The sequence below is a fragment of the Herbaspirillum sp. GW821-FHT09A12 genome, from assembly GCF_059418325.1.
This window is the reverse complement of record NZ_JBWKPR010000008.1, coordinates 134,389-153,190: the sequence shown is the minus strand read 5'-3', so window position 1 is coordinate 153,190 and position 18,802 is coordinate 134,389. Positions and strand designations below refer to the sequence as shown.

The window sequence follows — 18,802 nt, the reverse complement described above, 5'->3', positions numbered from 1 at the left end:
GTAAACGATTTTCCCTGCAACGCCAAAAATCATTAACTAAATTACAGCATCTCTACGGATTATTTGTCCTGACGGACAAACGGGTTCTTTCCAGAACGGAACTCGATACGCAGTGGAGTGCCAACCAGGGAGAAAGTTTCCCGGAAGTGCTTCTCCAGATAGCGTTTGTAGTTGTCGTCGATGGCTTCCAGCGCATTGCCATGGATAACGACCACCGGCGGATTCTGCCCCCCCTGGTGCGCATAGCGCAGCTTCGGACGAATCGATCCCTTGCGGCGCGGTTGCTGGTGTTCCAGCGCCTCTTCCAGCGCCCGCGTGAGCCTGGGCGTGGAGAGCTTGGCCATCGCCGCGGCATAGGCGGAATCGATGGATTTCATCAGGGGCCCGATGCCGCTCGACTTCAGGGCCGAGATGAAATGGAATTTGGCGAACGAAAGGAAATTGAGCTTGCGCTCCAGATCCGTCTTGATCTGGTCGCGCTGGTCGCTTTGCATGCCGTCCCACTTGTTGACGCCAACCACCAGCGCCCGGCCCGACTCCAGCACGAAGCCGGCGATATGGGCGTCCTGTTCGGAAATATCTTGCTGGGCATCAAGCAACAGCAAGACCACGTTGGCGTCCGAAATCGACTTGAGCGTCTTGACCACCGAGAATTTCTCGATGGCTTCGAACACCTTGCCGCGACGGCGGATGCCGGCGGTGTCGATCAGCGTGTAGTGCCGGCCATCGCGCTCGAACGGGATCTCGATCGAGTCGCGGGTGGTGCCGGGCATATCGAAAGCGATCACCCGCTCTTCACCCAGCAGCGTGTTGACCAACGTCGATTTGCCCACGTTGGGGCGGCCGACGATGGCGATCTTGATGCCGCGAATGGCAGCCTCTTCCGGCTCCGGTTCCGGCATGCGCTGCGCCTCGGCAACGTTCAGCGCCTCGTCCACCAGGTCCGCCACGCCGTCGCCGTGGGCGGCGGAGATCACATACGGATCGCCCATGCCCAGCTCGTAGAAGTCGGCCGTGACCGAGGTGTACTTCATGCCTTCGGATTTGTTGACCACCAGCAGCACCGGGCGGCCGCACTTGCGCAGGAAGTCGGTGATGGTCTTGTCATGCGGCGTCAGGCCCTGGCGGCCATCGACGATGAACACCACGGCGTCGGCCTCGACCACCGCCTGCTTGGTCTGCTTGGCCATCTCGTACATGATGCCGTCCTTGGCGACGGGCTCGAAACCACCGGTATCGATCACCAAAAACGGGCGTTCGCCTACCCGGCCTTCGCCGTAGTGACGATCGCGCGTGAGGCCGGGCAAATCCGCAACCAATGCATCACGGCTGCGGGTGAGCCTGTTGAACAACGTCGATTTGCCGACGTTGGGACGGCCTACTAGTGCAATTACCGGTTTCATTTCAATATTATTCAGTCGCGACAGCGACCACAGTTCCTGATTTGGTTTGGAAAACGGCAGACTGGCCGGCATTGACCGGAGGAGCCTGGATGGGACTGCCATCACTGGACAGGCGGGCCACGAAGGCACCGTCTTCACGCGACAAGAAGTGAATATACCCCTGGTAATCGCCCACAGCCACTGCACGGCCGACGCTGATCGGCGTGGACAGTTGGCGGTTCTTCAACTTGTCGTTGCGCCATATGCTGGCGCCGGTGTCGCGCGCGAATTCGGTGACCACGCCGCCGACATCGGCGGCATAGACATAATTGTCGTCGAGCGACACGCCGACGTCGCTGGAAAACTCCTTGATCCAGCGGACATTGCCGTTGATCAAGTCGAAGCAGCCGATACGGCCCTGATAGGCCACCGCGCAGATGTCGCGCGCGCCCAGCGCGGGCACGCCGGACACATCGGAGATACGCTCAAGCTCGGTGGTGCCGCGCGGGTCGCCGACGGGGATTTCCCAGCGCGGACCGCCATTGTTCAATGCCAGCGCCGACAGGCGCCCGCCCGGCAGCGCCACGAAGGCGGTCTGCGAACCGATCACGATGCCCGGCGCATTGCGCAGGGTCAGCGACGGCACGGTGCGTTGCGCCATCCAGCGGCGATTGCCGTTGTCGGCATCATAGGCGGTCACGCGATTGTCGATGCTGCGCACCACGACCAGGCCCTCGCCCACAGCCGGGGCCGACAGCACTTCGCTGGAGGCTTGCGCCTTCCAGGTCGGCTTGCCGGAAGCGTCGAATGCCTGGATCTGGCCCTTTTCGCCCACCACGACCACCGTGCTGCCATCGGTGCCGACGCCCGCCGTCAGCGGCATGTCGGTACGCACGCGCCAGAGGGTCTGGCCGTTCTCGGCATTGATGCGCACCACGGTGCCGTCAGCGGCCGCCGCGAACACGCTACCGGCAGCATAGGCCGGCGTGAAGGTAAAGTTGCCGGCCTTGCCGACCGAGACCGACCAGGCCGTCTGCACGCGCAGCTTTTGGGTGAATTCGACCAGCGGCGCCGGCGGATTCGGGTCTTTCTTGCTGGAAAACCAGGCGCAGCCCGAGAGGGCCACAACCGCCGCCGCGGCGGCCAGCCTCAACGCCAGCTTGCCGGCGGACCGGGATCGAGCAAAAGATGTTGCCTTGGCAGCAGTCGCTGTCGCACTACGCATATTGTTTTCCTCTGAGCGATGGATGGATTCGCGGTGGGATTGCGGTTGATTCTTCAGCCGGAGACCCCGGCCATGGCTGGCTGCGCGCAGCCCCGCAGCGGCCGGACGCGCACATGCCATTTCCGGTTCAGGCCTTGGGCGCTTCGCCGCCGATGGCGTCCAGCTTGATCTGGATCAGCTGGCGGCTGGGATCCTTGGCTTCGGTCTTTTCCAGCGCCAGCTTGTAAGCGGCACGGGCATCGTCGCGCTTGCCCTGGGCCAACAGCACGTCGCCCTTGCGGTCGGCGATGGCGCCGGCGAACTGCGCCGGGAAGTCCCCCGACAGCACTTTCAGGGCATCGTCATAGGCCTTGGCGTCCAGCATCACGCCGGCCAGGCGCACCGCGGCAATCGCCTTGTATTCGGGGCCGCGGCCATGGTCGACCACCCACTGCAACTGCTTCCTGGCGGCGTCCGCGTCATTGGCGTCAAACGCCGACTTGGCCGCTACCAGCGCGCTCATTTCGGCATAGGCGGTGCCGCTGAACTTGTCCTGGAGATCGGCCGCGGTACGTTGCACCTTGGCATTATCCTTGGCGGCCAGCGACTTCTGCTGTTCTTCATACAGTACCGACGCTTGCCCCGCCTGCCGGGACTGGTAGGTGTTCCAACCGGTCCAGGCGGCATAAGCCGCCAGCGCAACGATCACCAGCCAGGTAATCAGATTGCCGTATTTCGCCCACCATGCTTTGATGGAGTCGAGCTGTTCTTGTTCTTCGAGATCGTATGCCATGTAACTCTGCAAAAAGTCTTAACGATTAGGGATGGTAGTGCACGTGCTCGTGATCATGTCCATGATCGTGGCCATCGACGATCTGGTCGACGATGTAGTCGACCACCGCATCGAATGCCATGCTGCTCTGGTTGGCCCGGCCATCTCCGGCATCGCCCTCGCGCATGTGCTTGACGGTCGCCGTGCCGGATTTCACTTCGTCTTCACCGATGATCACGGCGAAGGCGGCGCCGCTGCCGTCGGCGCGCTTCATCTGCGCCTTGAAGCTGCCGCCGCCGTTCGACGATGCGCAATGTAGCACAACATCGAGGCCGGCAGTCCGCAAACGCTCGGCCAATACGAAAGATTGCATCTGCGCGTCTTCGCCTTGATGCACCAGGTAGACATCGCACTGGTTGGGCGCATATTGTTCGCCGCTGGCTTTCATCAGCTCCAGCAGGCGCTCCACCCCCATGGCGAAGCCGCAGGCCGGCGTCGGCTTGCCGCCGAACATCTCGACCAGCGGGTCATAACGGCCGCCGCCGCAGACCGTGCCTTGCGAGCCGAGCTGGTCGGTGACCCACTCGAACACGGTGCGGTTGTAGTAATCCATGCCGCGCACCAGGCGCGGATTGATGGTGAACGGAATGTTGTTGTGGCGCAGGATCTTCTGCACGCCCTCGAAGTGGGTCTTCGATTCCTCGCCCAGGTAATCCAGCAGTTGGGGCGCGCCGTTGACCATTTCCTGCATGGCCGGATTCTTGGTATCCAGGATGCGCAGCGGATTGGCATGCAGGCGACGCTGGGCGTCGGTATCCAGCAAGTCCTTGTGCTGCTCGAAATAGGCGATCAGGTCGGCGCGATGCTTGTTGCGTTCTTCCGCATCGCCGATGGAGTTCAGTTCAAGGCGAATGTCGGACAGGCCCAGGTCATCCCACAGGCGCTGGCACATCATGATCAGTTCGGCATCGATGTCCGGGCCGGTAAAGCCGACCGCTTCCGCGCCAACCTGGTGGAACTGGCGATAGCGGCCACGCTGCGGACGCTCGTGGCGGAACATGGGGCCGACGTACCACAGGCGCTTGGGGCCGTCGTAGGTCAGGTTGTGCTCCAGCGCGGCGCGCACCACGCCGGCGGTGTTTTCCGGACGCAAGGTCAGGTTGTCGCCGTTCATGGAGTCGGTGAAGGAATACATTTCCTTCTCGACGATGTCGGTCACCTCGCCCAGGCCGCGCGCGAACAGCGCGGTCGGCTCGACGATGGGGGTGCGGATCTGCTGGAAGCCATAGCTCTTGAGCACGGAGTGCACAGTGTTCTCGAACAGTTCCCACAGTGGCGCGTCGGCGGGCAGGATGTCATTCATCCCTTTGACGCCAACGATCTTCTCGACTTTCTTTTGCTCTGACATACCGATACCGGATAGTGTTGTCTTCAATTCAAATTGGATTGCCTGCCATCGCCGTGATGCACGGCGCATGGCTGGCGCAAGTGTACTGTATCGCTACGGCCGCGCTTCCCTTCCCGCGACCTAAAACCGTGGTCAGGCCTGGCCGTTCTGGCCCGCCTGGCCATAGCGGGTCTGGACATATTCCAGCACCACGCTTTGGAATTCCTCGGCAATGCGTTCGCCGCGCAGCGTCATCCGCTTCTCGCCATCGATAAAGACCGGCGCGGCCGGCGACTCGCCGGTGCCGGGCAGGCTGATGCCGATGTTGGCGTGCTTGGATTCGCCGGGGCCGTTGACGATACACCCCATCACCGCCACGTTCATGCTCTCGACGCCGGGGTACTTGCCCTTCCACACCGGCATCTGGTCGCGCAGGTAGGTCTGGATCTTGTCGGCCAGATCCTGGAACACGGTCGATGTGGTGCGTCCGCAGCCGGGACAAGCGATCACCATCGGGGTGAACTTGCGCAGCCCCATGGTCTGCAGGATTTCCTGGCCGACCACCACTTCCCTGGTGCGGTCGCCGCCCGGCTCGGGCGTGAGCGAAATGCGGATGGTGTCGCCGATGCCCTCCTGCAACAACACCGACAGCGCCGCCGTGGATGCCACGATACCCTTGCTGCCCATGCCGGCCTCGGTCAGGCCCAAATGCAGCGGATAGTCGCAACGGCGCGCCAGTTCCCGATATACCGCGATCAGGTCCTGCACGCCGGAGACCTTACACGAGAGGATGATCTTGTCGCCCGCCAGCCCCAGCTCTTCGGCACGCTGGGCATTCTCGATGGCGGAAGTCACCAGCGCCTCGTACATCACCGCCTGCGCCGGCCAGGGTTCGGCGCGGCCGGCGTTCTCATCCATGATGCGCGCCAGCAGCGCCTGGTCCAGGCTGCCCCAGTTGACGCCGATGCGCACCGGCTTGTCGTACTTGCAAGCCACCTCGATCATCTGGGCGAACTGGGTGTCGCGCTTGGCGCCCTTGCCGACGTTGCCGGGGTTGATGCGGTACTTGGACAAGGCCTTGGCGCAGTCCGGATATTCGGTCAGCAGCGTATGGCCGTTGTAATGGAAGTCCCCCACCAGCGGCACGTCCACGCCCATGCGGTCGAGCTGCTCGCGAATGGCCGGCACGGCGGCGGCAGCTTCCGGCGTATTGACGGTCAAGCGCACCACTTCCGAGCCGGCGCGCGCCAGGTCCTTGATCTGGATCGCGGTCCCGATGGCGTCCGCGGTGTCGGTATTGGTCATCGACTGCACCATCACCGGCGCGCCGCCGCCGACGGCGATCTCGCGCGCGCCGTAGCTGATCAGCACACGGCGGCTCTGGCGGCGGGCCCAAGGCCCGGAAGCGATCGGGGAAGAAGACATGGCGTCAATTCAAATTCAAACGTGCGACATTGCTGCCGTTTGCAGGTTTCAGGTCCAGCGGCTGGCCGCGCAACGTGGCGTCGACACCGGCGGCGTTGCCGATCACCAGCACCGTGGCATCGGATACGTCGAATGCCTCGGTGGTTCCCGCCTTGAGCAGGCGCGAAATCAGCGTGGTCTTGTCCGTGCGGCGGATCTCCACCCACGAATCCTCGCGGAAGGTCAGGCGCAACAAATCCTTGCTGTTGACGATATGCAATCCGGGAGACTCTGCCGCGGCAGCCGCCGGCGTCGACGATGGCTGGCCGGACTGGGCCGCTGCCGCCGTTGCTGCCGGCACAGCCGCTGCCGATGGAGCGCTTGCCGGCACCGACGCGGAGGGCGTGGCCGGCACGACCGGAACCGGCCTGGCCGGCTCGGCAGGCGCCGCATTGGCCACATTGGCCGCCTTGTCGGCGTTATCGCCGGCTGCCGGTTCGATCGTTTCCACACGGGCATTGACCGGCGTGTCCGCCCCCGGGGCATCCGCGGCATTGGCCTCCGAAGCGGCCTCCGGCGCGGCGGCGGAATCCGCCTGATGCGCCTTGAGCCACGCCAGTTGCGGCACATTGCCGGCGACATCGGTCCAGCGTACGGCGGCCGCGCCGGCCGCCACGGCCACCACCAGCGCGCCGATGATCACTGCCGCCGGCGAAGTGTTGCCCCGGCTGCCCATCATCGCCGGCAAAGGCGCCTCGGAAAACGGCGTCGACAGCGAATACTGCGGCACGATGTGGTCGCGCTGCGCCACCGGCGACTCCTGCGGCATGCCAGCGATCACCGCATTGGCATCCAGCCCCAATGCCTTGGCATAGCTGCGCACAAAACCGCGCGCCACGGCCAGGCCGGGCAAGACCGAATAGTTGTCCGCTTCGATCGCCTGAATCTGGCGCGGCGCCAGCTTGACCAGACTTGCGACCTGCTCCACCGACCACCCTTTCTTCTGCCGCTGCGCAGCCAGCACGGCGCCCGGCAAGGGCAACGCGGGAGCGGGCGAAGGCTGAACGCCTTCTTGCGGCGAAGGTACTTCGTTCATTTGTTGATCACTCATCAAATGCTCCACATGGAAAAACCTTTTTTAAACCGGCCCATGCCGGATTCTTCTGGAGCGTCCCGGCGCAGCGCTCGCTACGCCCCTCCCGGGAATTCGACAACTGCGGCGCCCGCCGCATGAAGCATGCAACGGACGTAAAACCTTGAACAAAAAATACAAAAGGACGCGCGGCAACGGCCAAAAAGCGCGCCGCCGGCGTCCTTGCGGAGACAACGGCAAACAACATTTCCAGACGCGCCGATGGCACTGTCGCGCCCCCGGCGGCGGATCGTATGGCACGGCTGACAGCAACCTTCAGCAAACCTGCCGTCACCCGGTGATCTCCACGATGCGGCCAAAATCCTTGCCGAACTTGCCCTGATACTCAGCCATCTTCTGCATGCGCTCCTGCACGCGGGTGCGATCCTTGACCTCGCCCGCCAGTTGCCCGCAGGCGGCATCGATATCGTCGCCGCGCGTCTTGCGGATGGTGGTGACGATGCCCGCATCCATCAGGATCTGCGCGAACGCCTTGATGCGCGGATTGTGCGAACGCTTCAATCCCGACTCGGGGAAGGGATTGAAGGGGATCAGGTTGAATTTGCACGGGATGGCGGTATCGCCCTGCGTCACCAGCTCCACCAGTTCGCGGGCATTGGTATCGCTGTCGTTGACGCCGTCCAGCATGCAGTATTCGAAAGTAATGAAGTCGCGCGGGGCGAATTCGAGGTAGCGCTGGCACGCCGCCATCAGTTCGCGCAGCGGATGCTTGCGGTTCAGGGGGATCAGCCCATCGCGCAGCGCATCGTTGGATGCGTGCAGGGAAACCGCCAGCGCCACCGGGCATTCCTGCGCCAGCTTGTCGATCATCGGCACCACGCCGGAAGTCGACAGCGTGACGCGACGGCGCGACAAGCCGTAGGCATTGTCGTCCAGCATCAGGCGCAGCGCGGTGACGGTCGGCTCGAAGTTGAGCAGGGGCTCGCCCATGCCCATCATCACCACATTGGTGATCTGGCGCTCGCCCTTGGGGCCGCCTTCGATGCCTTTGGTCTTGCGCAGCTCGAATTCCGCCATCCACAGCTGGCCGATGATTTCGGCCACGCTGAGATTGCGGTTGAAGCCCTGCTTGCCGGTCGAGCAGAACCGGCAATTGACTGCGCAGCCCGCCTGCGTGGAAACGCACAGCGTGCCGCGGTTTTCTTCGGGGATGAACACGGTTTCCACCGCGTTGCCCTGGCCCACGTCCACCAGCCACTTGCGGGTGCCGTCGGTCGAGGTATGGTCGCTGATGATGGCCGGCGCACGCACTTCGGCGCGGGTTCTCAGCTTGTCGCGCAACGATTTGGCCAGATCGGTCATCTGATCGAAATCAGCAACGCCGAACTGGTGTATCCATCGTTGCAATTGCTTGGCGCGAAACGGCTTCTCACCCAACTCGCCGCAATAAGCGACGAGTTGCGCGGGATCCATATCCAGCAAGTTGGTGAGAGCTGTAGTCATGATGCCTTCGGTTGGGACCTGAACGAAAAGGCGCGGCAAGAACCGCTGCGCCGGTTTCCGCCCAAATCCGGAAAACCGATCAAAAACAGGAACAGATTAACGCGAATAGACGTTCAGTGCCGGGAAGAAATAAGCGATTTCGACCTTGGCGGTTTCTTCGGCGTCCGAACCGTGCACGGCGTTGGCATCGATGGAATCGGCGAAGTCGGCGCGGATGGTGCCCTTCTCGGCCTTCTTCGGATCGGTCGCGCCCATCAGGTCACGGTTCTTCAGGATGGCGCCTTCGCCTTCCAGCACCTGGATCACGACCGGGCCGGACACCATGAAGTCCACCAGATCCTTGAAGAAAGGACGCTCGCGGTGCACGGCGTAGAAGCCTTCGGCTTCAGCGCGCGACAGTTGGGCCATGCGCGCGGCGATGATCTTCAGGCCGGCGTTTTCGAAACGGGTGTAGATCTGGCCGATCACGTTCTTAGCCACTGCGTCCGGCTTGATAATCGACAGGGTGCGTTGAGTTGCCATGAGAAAAAACTCCAATAAAAATAATGGCTTAAAGCCAATAATTGATAATCCAATGAACCTTGTATTTTAGCATGAAACCATCAACTGACATGGCAATTCGAGGCTTGCAGGCGGCCTTTACGCTTGATTTGGCATATATCCAGCGCCGGCCACGAACTTGAACGCCCGGCAACCTGTCTTAAGCATGACTCGCCGTGCTATGCTGTCACTCGCATTTCAACGCAATTGGAGGACAAATGAACCAACACCTGGATACGACTTTCGGCCATTCGACCGTGGGCCTGGCCGCTCGCAACCGCGTACTGCGCAACACCTATTGGCTGCTGGCGCTGTCGATGATTCCGACCGTGCTGGGCGCCTGGCTGGGCGTGCAGATGCATTTCAGCCTGTTCGCGGGCAGCCCGATGATCGGCTTCGTGCTGTTTTTGGCAATCGCCTTCGGCTTCTTCTACGCCATTGAAAAGACCAAGAATTCCGGCCTGGGCGTGGTCGTGCTGCTGGGCTTCACCTTCTTCATGGGCCTGATGCTGTCGCGCCTGATCGAATTCACGCTGGGCTTTTCCAACGGCGGCGCGCTGATCATGACGGCCTTCGGCGGCACCGCGGTCATCTTCGGCGGCATGGCGACCATCGCCACCGTTTCCAAGCGCGACTTTTCCGGCATGGGCAAATTCCTGTTCGCCGGCGTGCTGGTGATCCTGGTGGCGTCGGTGGCCAATATCTTCCTGCACATGCCCGCGCTGCAACTGGCCATTTCGGTCATCGCCATCGCGATCTTCTCGGCCTACATCCTGTTTGATGTGCAACGCGTGGTCAACGGCGGCGAGACCAACTACATCTCGGCCACGCTGGCCATTTACCTGGACGTCTACAACGTCTTCGTGAACCTGCTGTCGATCCTAGGCATCCTGGGCGGCAACCGCAACTGAAGCCATCTCTGCGATAGTGAAAAAGCCGGCCCAATGTGAGCCGGCTTTTTTATTGCATCAATATCAATCTTTAAATATCAATCTTTACTGCGGCAGATCGAATACCGCGATCGATTCGACGTGGGCCGTATGCGGGAACATGTTGACCACCCCGGCATACTTCAATGCATAGCCGCCCTGATGCACCAGCACACCCGCATCGCGCGCCAGCGTGGCGGGGTTGCAGGAAACGTAGACAATGCGCCTGGGCTTGAGGTGCTGCTGCCCGGGCGGCAATTCGACCAGCGCGCGGCATACCTCATGCGCGCCCTCACGCGGCGGGTCGACCAGCATGCGGTCGAACTTGCCCAGCGCCACGAAATCCTCAGGCTTGGCCTCGAACAGGTTGCGGCAGTAGAACCTCGTCTTGCCATCCACGCCATTGATCTTGGCGTTGTCCAGCGCGCGCTCGGTCAGCGCGGTGCTGCCCTCAATCCCCACCACCTCGCGCGCCTGCGTAGCCAGCGGCAGCGTGAAGTTGCCCAGCCCGCAGAACAGGTCGGCCACGCGGTCTTCCGGCTGCACATCCAGCAGGCGCAATGCCCGCGCCACCAGGACGCGGTTGATCTGGTGATTGACCTGGGTAAAATCGGTCGGCTTGAACGGCATGCGGATGCCGAATTCCGGCAGCGTGTACTGCAGCCTCGATTGCGCCGGATAATAAGGCGCCGCCGTGTCCGGCCCCTTGGTCTGAAACCACAATTCGATGTCGTGCAGGTCGGCAAACGCCTTCAGGCTGGCTTCATCGCCAGCGCTCGGCGTTTCCATGATGCGCAGCACCAGCACCGTGACCTTGGCGCCATTGTCGCCCTCGCCCACCGCCAGTTCGATTTGCGGCAAGCGGTCACGGATCGACAGGCCGGCTATCAGTTCGCGCAGCGGCACCAGCAGCGCCGAGACATTGGGCGGCAGGATCTCGCAAGTCTTCATGTCGGCGATGAAGGCCGAACTCTTTTCATGAAAACCCACCAGCACGCCGCCCTTCTTGGCCACGTGACGCACCGAAATGCGGGCGCGGTAACGATAACCCCAGGTCGGCCCGTAGATCGGGCGCAGCATGGTTTCGGCCTTGGTCTTGCCAAGGTGCCAAAGATTGTCTTCCAGTACCCGCTGCTTCATCGCCACCTGGGCGGACGGCTCCAGATGCTGCATGGCGCAGCCGCCGCAAGTGCCGAAATACGCGCAGCGCGGCTTTACCCGCAGCGAAGATTCGCGGTGCAGCGCCGTCATGGTGGCCGCTTCCCACTTGGGTTTTCGACGGAAGGATTCGAAACTGACCCGTTCGCCAGGCAAGGCGCCCTCGACGAAGATCACCTTGCCTTGGGTGCCGTCCTCGTTTTGAAGATGGCCGACGCCGCGCCCGTCCATATCGAGCGACTTGATTTCAATGATGATGTCTTGTTGCATGAAGGAAACCGCAGGGTGGGACCAGAGCGCGCCATGCGCTCCAATTGTCCGCTGCCGGAAAACAAAAGCGATATTGTCCGCGATCCGGCAGCCGGAGGGAAGCGCGATGCGCGCCCGGCGCTACGCGCACCGCCCAATCGCGCAAGGAACCAGGATGGCGCGCCACAGGCGGGCGCACAGATTGAACGGGAATACGGTTCAGAACAGGGCGTCGCGGTTGACCCCGCGTGACGCCAGCAGCCGTTTCAGCTTGACCAGCGCCTCCTGCTGCACCTGGCGCACCCGCTCGCGGGTGATGCCCATTTCGCCCGCAAGTTGCTCCAATGTGGAAGGATCGTCGTTATCCAGGCCGAAGCGGCGCGCCACGATCACGCGCTGCTTTTCCGACAGGCTCTTGAGCCACTCCCGGATCAGGATCGCCATTTCATGGCTTTCGGCGCGGCTGTCGGGATGCTCTTCCACCGCACTGGGCAGCAGGTCCATCAAACTGGCTTGCGGATCGTTGTCCAGCGGCGTGTCCAGGGACGCCGCATGCTCGGACAAGGCCAGCACGTCCTGCACCTCTTCCACCGGCCGCTCGACCAGGTGGGCGATATCTTCGACGCTGGCGTCGCGGCCGTCGCGCTGCTGGGCCTCCAGGTGATACTTGGCGCGCAGGATCTGGTTCAGTTCGCGCACCATATGCACCGGCAGGCGCACGGTGCGCGCCTGGTTCATGATGGCGCGTTCGATGCTCTGGCGTATCCACCAGGTCGCATAGGTCGAAAAACGGAAACCGCGCTCGGGCTCGAACTTGTCGATGGCGCGCATGAGGCCGAGATTGCCTTCCTCGATCAGGTCCAGCAAGGCCACGCCGCGGTTGATGTAATGCTTGGCGATGGATACCACCAGCCGCAGGTTGTGCTCGATCATCTTCTGCCGCGCGATGAACTCGCCCTGCTTGGCCAATGTGGCGTAATGCAGCTCCTCGGCCGCGGTCAGCAAGGGCTTGGCGCCGATCTTGTTGAGGTAATGCTGGGTGGTGTCGGTGGACAGTTCGGCGGCGAGCACTTTCTTCAGCTCGTCCACGCCCTCGGCCACCGCCGGCTCCTGCTGCTCCGCAGCGGCAGCGGAATCGCCGTCGGTCACTTCCGGTTCATCGACTTCCTCGATGGGATCGTCAATATCCTCGCTGGGAGGATCCTGGTCTGGCAAGTGATCGCGGCGATTGCTTGTCATGTGCTAGAGCGTGTGATGAACCGTTTCAGTTCCCGCGCCGCCCCGGAAAGGGGCCGCATGCAAGGCGCGGGCGTACCATGGCCACTGGAGCAGGCCACCGGCGCCCCGTCCCGGGACTGCCCTGAACGTTCCGGCGCGCCTTGTACTGCATCCATTCTGATCTGGATGCGAAGGCCGAAATCGTTCATGACACGCCCTAACGTGGCGGCAAGTATTTCGCAGGATCGACAGGCTTGCCCTGTTGACGGATTTCAAAGTGCAACTTCACGCTGTCGCTGTCGGAATTGCCCATCTCGGCGATCTTCTGCCCCTTGGTCACGCTCTGGCCTTCCTTGACCAGGATGGCCTTGTTGTGCGCATAGGCCGACAACAGGTTGTTCGTATGCTTGATGATCACCAGGTTGCCGTAGCCGCGGATGCCGCTGCCGGCATACATGACCTTGCCGGCGCCGGCAGCCAGCACCGCCTGGCCGGACTTGCCTGCAATGTCCAGGCCCTTCTTGCCGCCGTCGAAAGTGCCGACCACCTTGCCTTCGGCCGGCCACATCCAGGACACCCCTTCGTCATCGGTCGCCACAGGCGCCGGCTTCTCCGCGGAGGGCGCAGGCTCGGCCTTGGCCGGCGCCGCAGGCGCCGTTGCGGCCGGTACGGCCGGCGCGCCCGCCGTGTCCGGCCGCTCCAGTTCCGCCAATGCGCTTTCAGAATAAGCCCGCTTGTCGCCGCGCGGGCCGGTCTTGTTCGACACCCCGGCCGCGGCCATAGCCGGCGTCGCCGCACCGGGCGCGCCCAGCGGCTTGACCTCGATGCCCGAGGCCGGCGCCGGAGCCACTGCCGCCGTCTGAACCTGGCCGCTTGCGCCGTCTGGCGGCGCCACGCGCAACACCTGGTCGACCTTGATGTCGTTCGGATTGCTCAGGTTGTTCCAGGTGACGATGTCGCGATAGCTTTGGCCGGCCTCAAGCGCGATGCGATAAAGGGTATCGCCCTTCTTCACCGTGTAGTAGCCGCGCCCGGCCGGCGCCGCTGCCGCAGGCACTGCCGCCGACGCGGCCTCAGCCGGTTTGCCGCCGCTGCTGGTGCGCTCGACGACCGGCGCCTGCTGATTGGTTGTCGAGCTGCAAGCAGCCAAAATTCCGACGACAATTCCCAGCACAGCCAAACGAATTTTCTTCATGCTCTTACATTAAATTTTGTACAACGCTAGTTGACCCGCCGCCAGCGTGAGAAGTTCATCCAGGGAAACACAAGCCGCAGCCGCCTATTTGCCGGCCGCCTTGCCACTTCACCATCATTGCCCGACTGCAGCATGTCTTCGATCCGTGATACTTGCCGCATCCTGCCCATGCCTGTTTCGGCAATCCGCTGCAGATCTTGATACCGGCGCCAATCCATCCTATAACGAGCCAATAGGATGCCGATACGCCGCTCCGGACCTTATACCGTTCCCGGCCGCAACGGCACGAAATGGCATTGCTCCATGGTCGTGCGGCGCCATTCGTACCGGTCTACGCGCTCGATCAGTTCCAGCACCTGCTGGCGGCCGCCCACGGGCGCCACCAGCCGGCCGCCCACTGCCAGTTGCTCCAGCAAAGCTTGCGGCACCTCAAGGCCCGCGGCAGCCAAAATGATGCCGTCGAACGGCGCCACTTGAGGCAAGCCAAGCATACCATCTCCGTAATGCAAGCGGATATTTGCAATTCTCAGCGGCCGCAGGTTGTTCTTGGCCAGTTCGTGCAACGGCTTGATGCGTTCGATCGAATACACCTCCCCCGCCACCCGCGACAACACCGCGGCCTGGTAGCCGCAGCCGGTGCCGATTTCCAGCACACGATCCAGCCTGCCGCCCTTATGGTTCTGGCGCATGATTTCTATCATGCGCGCCACGATGTAAGGCTGGGAAATGGTCTGATGGTGGCCAATCGGCAAGGAGGCGTCGATATATGCCTGGCTGGCCAGCCCCGGCTCGACGAACATATGGCGCGGCACCGCCTCCAGCGCCGCCAGCACCTTGGCGTCGGCCACGCCTTGCTTGGCCACGCGCGCCACCATCGCACGGCGCACCGCTTCCGATGCCAGCGGCGACGCATGGCTTGAATTGTTGGTCTGGGTAACCGTCATCACATTGCGTACCGCCGTCCTGGGCGCCGGGGCCGCGCTCAACAACGGCTGTGCCGGCGTCTGCGGCCTGGAGGCTGCCGGCAGCGGCGCCGGCTGTGAACGCAATGCCTGCGACAGCCCTTGCTGCACCGGATTGAGCGGCTTGGGCGCGGAGCGCTCGACCCGCTGCGACGACAGCGCCGCATTCTTGGCCGCAGTCTGCGTGGTGGCTTGCGCACGCGCGCCATTGGCCACCGTCTTGGCGGAAGCGGCGCCGTTCTTTTTCTTGTCGACCACCGAGGACAGGCTCAGCGGAAAGCGGCTCTGCTTGTCGCTCATGCAAGCGCTTTCTTGAGATTGTCCAATTGGGCGCTGTGGGTCAGGTCGATCTGCAACGGGGTGATCGATACATAGCCGTTCGAAGTGGCGTGGAAATCGGTGCCCTCGCCGGCATCCTTGGCCGCGCCCGCCGGGCCGATCCAATACAGGTCGCGCCCATGCGGATCGGTCAGCTTGTGCACCGGTTCGGAGGTGTGGCGCTTGCCCAGGCGGGTTGCCACACAGCCCCTCAATTCTTCGTAGGGAAGATTGGGGATATTCACGTTCAGCAGGTAAGGCTTGGGCAACGCGTCGAACTGGCGCTCGACCACTTCACGCGCAATGCGCGCGGCCGCCTTCAACTCGCCCCATCCCTTGTGCAACTGCGAAAAGGCGATCGATGGAATGCCGAACAGGAAACCTTCGGTCGCCGCCGCGACCGTGCCCGAGTACAGCGTATCGTCGCCCATGTTCTGGCCCTGGTTGATGCCGGAAACGATCAGGTCGGGCCGTTCCTTGAGCAGCCCGGTCAGCGCCACATGGACGCAATCGGAGGGCGTGCCGTTCAGATAGTAAAAACCGTTGGCGGCTTGCTCCACCCAGAGCGGACGATCCAATGTGAGCGAATTGGAGCTGCCGGAACGGTTGCTGTCGGGCGCCACGACAGTGATGTCGGCGATGGGCGCAAGCACTTCGGCCAAGGCGTTGATGCCTGGCGCGAGGTAGCCATCGTCGTTGCTGATGAGGATTTTCATTGGCTGCATTTTAACCGAAGGCCGGGGATAAAAATCCGCGATACGGCAGACAAAATCGGGCCGACCGGATCAAGCCAGGTCGGGCTCGGGCTGTGGCGCCGCGGCCCCTTCCTCAGCGCGGGACGCCGCCTGCTGGCGGAAGAATTCCTGCACGACGGCGGCCTCGCGGGTGCGCTTGAACGGAGGCAGACTCTGCCAGATGCGGCGGCCGTAGTTTTTGGTAATGATGCGGGGATCGCAGATCATCAGCACGCCGCGGTCGCCTTCATCGCGGATCAGGCGCCCCGCGCCCTGCTTGAGGTTGATGATGGCGGCCGGCAACTGGTGGTGCACGAAACCGTTGAGGCCCTGCTTTTCCATTTCGGCAATGCGCGCGGCCAGCACCGGATCGTCCGGCGGCGAAAATGGCAGCTTGTCGATGATCACCAGCGACAGCGCATCGCCGCGCACGTCCACGCCTTCCCAGAAACTCTGGCTGCCGATCAACACGCCATTACCGGCGGCCCGGAAACGATCCAGCAATTCGGTGCGCCCGGCCTCGCCCTGCACGAACAGCGGATAAGGCAGCTGGCGCGCCTCGAATTCGGCGCGCAGGCGCTCGGCGGCGCGGTTGACCGCGCGCAGCGTGGTGCACAGGAAGAAACAGCGGCCGCCGGCGGCCTCGATGACGGGCAAAGCGGCGTCGATGACGGCGTCGGTGTATTCGAAAGAATTGGGCTGCGGCAGATGTTGCGGCACATACAAGATGCCCTGCTGCTCGTAGTCGAATGGGCTGGGCCAGGACTGGGCCGGCTCGTTCCACAAGCCCATCTGGGATGCATAGTGGTTGAAGTCGCGCTTCACCGCCAGCGTAGCCGAAGTGAAAATCCAGGAGCGCGGCGTGCTTTCGCGCTGCTTGTTGAAGATGGGCGCGATCGACAGCGGCGTACGGTGCAATTGCAGCGAAGACGAATACGCCTCCACCCACTGCACATAGAACGGCTTTTCCTGAGGCGCCTCCGTCTCCGTCTCCGCCACCACCTTCGCCGCCACCTTCGCCTCCCCCTTGCCCTGCCGGTCCGCCGCGGGCTTGGCCGGCGCCGTCCCCGGCAAGACGCTCCAGTTTTCCAGCTGGCGCAGGATCTCGTTGGCGCGGTCGCGGCATTGCTGGATGGTTTCGGCGCGTTCGGCCTGCTTTTCCAGCACGGCGATCATGTCATCCATGCAGCCCTTGAGCGTATCCAGCGCGGGGAAGAACACGCTGGATGCGGCGATCTGGTTGAGCGCCAGGCGCACCGAGTCTTCCGGGAAGGCCAGCCGCAGGTCGCGCGCGGCACGCTCCACCGGCGCCACCAGGCGCGCCCAGTCGGCGCCGTCCCGCGCGTGCGACAAACCTTCGGCCAGCACGTCGCGGCACAATTCCAGCACCTGCGAGGTCGACACGGTTTCACCGAAGAACAACGTGGCCGTTTCAGGCAACTGGTGCGCCTCGTCGAAAATCACCGTATTGGCCGCCGGCAGCAGCTCGGCGATGCCGGTGTCCTTCAGAGCCACGTCGGCGAAGAACAAATGGTGGTTGACCACCACCACATCGGCCTGCTGGGCTTCCTTGCGCGCCTTCATCACGAAACAATCCTGGTAATACTGGCATTCGGAGCCGAAGCAGGTATCGCGGGTGGAGGTGACCAGGTTCCAGACCGACGCTGTCTCGGGCACCGAGGTCAGTTCGGCCTTGTCGCCTGACGACGTGGTTTTCATGAAGCGCGAGATTTCACGCAGATAGCCGACATCCTCGCGCGCGGTCAGGCGGCCGTTTTGCAGCGTGCGCTCAAGATGGAAATGGCAGACGTAATTGGAACGCCCCTTCAGCAGCGCGACCGAAACCGGCGCCTGCAAGGCTTTGCGCACGGTCGGGATGTCGCGCGTGTAGAGCTGGTCCTGCAGCGTCTTGGTGCCGGTGGAAACGATCACCTTGCCGCCCCATAGCAATGCCGGAACCAGGTAGGCGAAGGTCTTGCCGGTGCCGGTGCCGGCCTCGGCGATCAAGGTTCCCCGGTTGGCAATGGCCGCCGCGATGGCCTTGGCCATTGCCGTTTGCGAATGGCGCGGCCGGTAGCTGCCGACGGCGCCGCCCAGCGCCCCTCCGGCGCCGAACAACTGTTCGATCTCGGCATCATGGATACCTGGTGTTTCCGATACGGCGGTATCTTCTTGAGCGCTCACTGCGGCAAACCTGTAGGGATGAGAAAACGGGATGGCGGATTCGCCGGGCTATGGATGCCTAACAAGGCAAACCGCTATAACCCACTATAACCCGCTATTTTACGCGGAGTCGGCACAGCAAGCCGTATCGGCATGCAGGCCTGATGTCCGGAAGGAAAGATGGCGTAGCCGGCGCCCCGCCGAAGACCATGGAATTACGCCGGAATATCGGGAACCAGCTGCATCTTCAGCAGGGAAATATGATCTTTCAGTTGCAGCTTGCGCTTCTTCAGGCGGCGCAACTGGAGATCTTCCGAACGCGGATCGCGCATGAGCAAGTCGATCACACTGTCGAGGTCGCGGTGTTCAACCTCGAGTTCGATGATACGGCGCTGGATGTCTTCGCGATGCGTGCTGGTCATAATGGATGGCTGAATGCGTATCTGGCTTCAGGCCGGAAGCGGCGGCCAATACGTTGTCAACGCGCGGCTCAAGCTTGCGTCCGGGGAAATGTGTGCTAGGGCCTGTTAACAATTCATTTAAATTAAATGTTAACAGGCCCTAGTGTAATCCAGCCCTGTCGCGCCAACA

The 18,802-nt window shown here is 62.8% G+C and carries 16 protein-coding genes; 1 reads left to right on the top strand and 15 read right to left on the bottom strand.

All coding sequences use genetic code 11. The features are described 5' to 3' along the window. Window positions 1–59: 59 nt before the first annotated feature. The 8 genes from der to ndk all read right to left on the bottom strand — a co-directional run bounded on the left by der (window position 60) and on the right by ndk (window position 9,267). Window positions 60–1,403 (bottom strand): ribosome biogenesis GTPase Der, encoded by a 1,344-nt coding sequence (gene der, locus AC07N6_RS17235; protein WP_494782600.1) that lies wholly within the window; start codon window positions 1,401–1,403, stop codon window positions 60–62. A 7-nt stretch (window positions 1,404–1,410) separates the two neighbouring features. Next, window positions 1,411–2,607: an outer membrane protein assembly factor BamB gene (bamB, locus tag AC07N6_RS17230; protein ID WP_494782601.1), complete on the bottom strand. Its 1,197-nt coding sequence runs from the start codon at window positions 2,605–2,607 to the stop codon at window positions 1,411–1,413. 127 nt (window positions 2,608–2,734) lie between these two features. Then, window positions 2,735–3,379, bottom strand: a complete 645-nt coding sequence (locus tag AC07N6_RS17225; RefSeq protein ID WP_494782602.1) for a YfgM family protein — start codon at window positions 3,377–3,379, stop codon at window positions 2,735–2,737. Window positions 3,380–3,404: 25 nt separating this feature from the next. Further along, complete coding sequence (hisS, locus tag AC07N6_RS17220; protein WP_494782603.1) at window positions 3,405–4,766, bottom strand: histidine--tRNA ligase; 1,362 nt, start codon at window positions 4,764–4,766, stop codon at window positions 3,405–3,407. A gap of 132 nt (window positions 4,767–4,898) precedes the next feature. Continuing rightward, on the bottom strand, window positions 4,899–6,170 hold the full coding sequence (gene ispG / locus AC07N6_RS17215) for a flavodoxin-dependent (E)-4-hydroxy-3-methylbut-2-enyl-diphosphate synthase (protein ID WP_494782604.1): 1,272 nt from the start codon (window positions 6,168–6,170) through the stop codon (window positions 4,899–4,901). A 4-nt stretch (window positions 6,171–6,174) separates the two neighbouring features. Continuing rightward, on the bottom strand, window positions 6,175–7,260 hold the full coding sequence (locus tag AC07N6_RS17210) for a helix-turn-helix domain-containing protein (RefSeq protein ID WP_494782605.1): 1,086 nt from the start codon (window positions 7,258–7,260) through the stop codon (window positions 6,175–6,177). Window positions 7,261–7,572: 312 nt separating this feature from the next. Next, window positions 7,573–8,745, bottom strand: coding sequence for a dual-specificity RNA methyltransferase RlmN (gene rlmN, locus AC07N6_RS17205; RefSeq protein WP_494782606.1), 1,173 nt, complete (start codon window positions 8,743–8,745; stop codon window positions 7,573–7,575). Window positions 8,746–8,841: 96 nt separating this feature from the next. After that, a complete protein-coding gene (ndk, locus tag AC07N6_RS17200; protein WP_494782607.1) occupies window positions 8,842–9,267 on the bottom strand; it encodes a nucleoside-diphosphate kinase in 426 nt (141 codons plus the stop codon). Between the two features lie 236 nt (window positions 9,268–9,503). Between ndk and AC07N6_RS17195 the strand changes: the two genes are divergently transcribed. Then, window positions 9,504–10,196, top strand: coding sequence for a Bax inhibitor-1/YccA family protein (locus AC07N6_RS17195; RefSeq protein WP_494782608.1), 693 nt, complete (start codon window positions 9,504–9,506; stop codon window positions 10,194–10,196). Window positions 10,197–10,280: 84 nt separating this feature from the next. On the opposite strand, the gene rlmD is transcribed toward AC07N6_RS17195, so the two are convergent. The 7 genes from rlmD to AC07N6_RS17160 form a co-directional block, all read right to left on the bottom strand. Continuing rightward, window positions 10,281–11,642 carry a 23S rRNA (uracil(1939)-C(5))-methyltransferase RlmD gene (gene rlmD / locus AC07N6_RS17190; RefSeq protein WP_494782609.1) on the bottom strand — a complete coding sequence of 454 codons (1,362 nt, stop codon included), beginning with the start codon at window positions 11,640–11,642 and terminating at the stop codon, window positions 10,281–10,283. Between the two features lie 198 nt (window positions 11,643–11,840). Next, complete coding sequence (gene rpoS / locus AC07N6_RS17185; RefSeq protein ID WP_494782610.1) at window positions 11,841–12,860, bottom strand: RNA polymerase sigma factor RpoS; 1,020 nt, start codon at window positions 12,858–12,860, stop codon at window positions 11,841–11,843. Window positions 12,861–13,056: 196 nt separating this feature from the next. Then, window positions 13,057–14,034 (bottom strand): peptidoglycan DD-metalloendopeptidase family protein, encoded by a 978-nt coding sequence (locus AC07N6_RS17180; RefSeq protein WP_494782611.1) that lies wholly within the window; start codon window positions 14,032–14,034, stop codon window positions 13,057–13,059. A 260-nt stretch (window positions 14,035–14,294) separates the two neighbouring features. Next, window positions 14,295–15,296 (bottom strand): protein-L-isoaspartate(D-aspartate) O-methyltransferase, encoded by a 1,002-nt coding sequence (locus AC07N6_RS17175; protein ID WP_494782612.1) that lies wholly within the window; start codon window positions 15,294–15,296, stop codon window positions 14,295–14,297. Further along, window positions 15,293–16,030, bottom strand: a complete 738-nt coding sequence (gene surE, locus AC07N6_RS17170) for a 5'/3'-nucleotidase SurE (protein WP_494782613.1) — start codon at window positions 16,028–16,030, stop codon at window positions 15,293–15,295. The genes AC07N6_RS17175 and surE overlap by 4 nt, the downstream gene beginning before the upstream one ends. A 69-nt stretch (window positions 16,031–16,099) precedes the next feature. After that, the gene (gene yoaA / locus AC07N6_RS17165; protein ID WP_494782614.1) at window positions 16,100–18,232 is read right to left on the bottom strand and encodes a DNA repair helicase YoaA; all 2,133 of its coding nucleotides are present in this window, start codon (window positions 18,230–18,232) and stop codon (window positions 16,100–16,102) included. Between the two features lie 194 nt (window positions 18,233–18,426). Beyond that, complete coding sequence (locus AC07N6_RS17160) at window positions 18,427–18,633, bottom strand: YdcH family protein (RefSeq protein ID WP_050467906.1); 207 nt, start codon at window positions 18,631–18,633, stop codon at window positions 18,427–18,429. Between the last annotated feature and the right edge of the window lie 169 nt (window positions 18,634–18,802).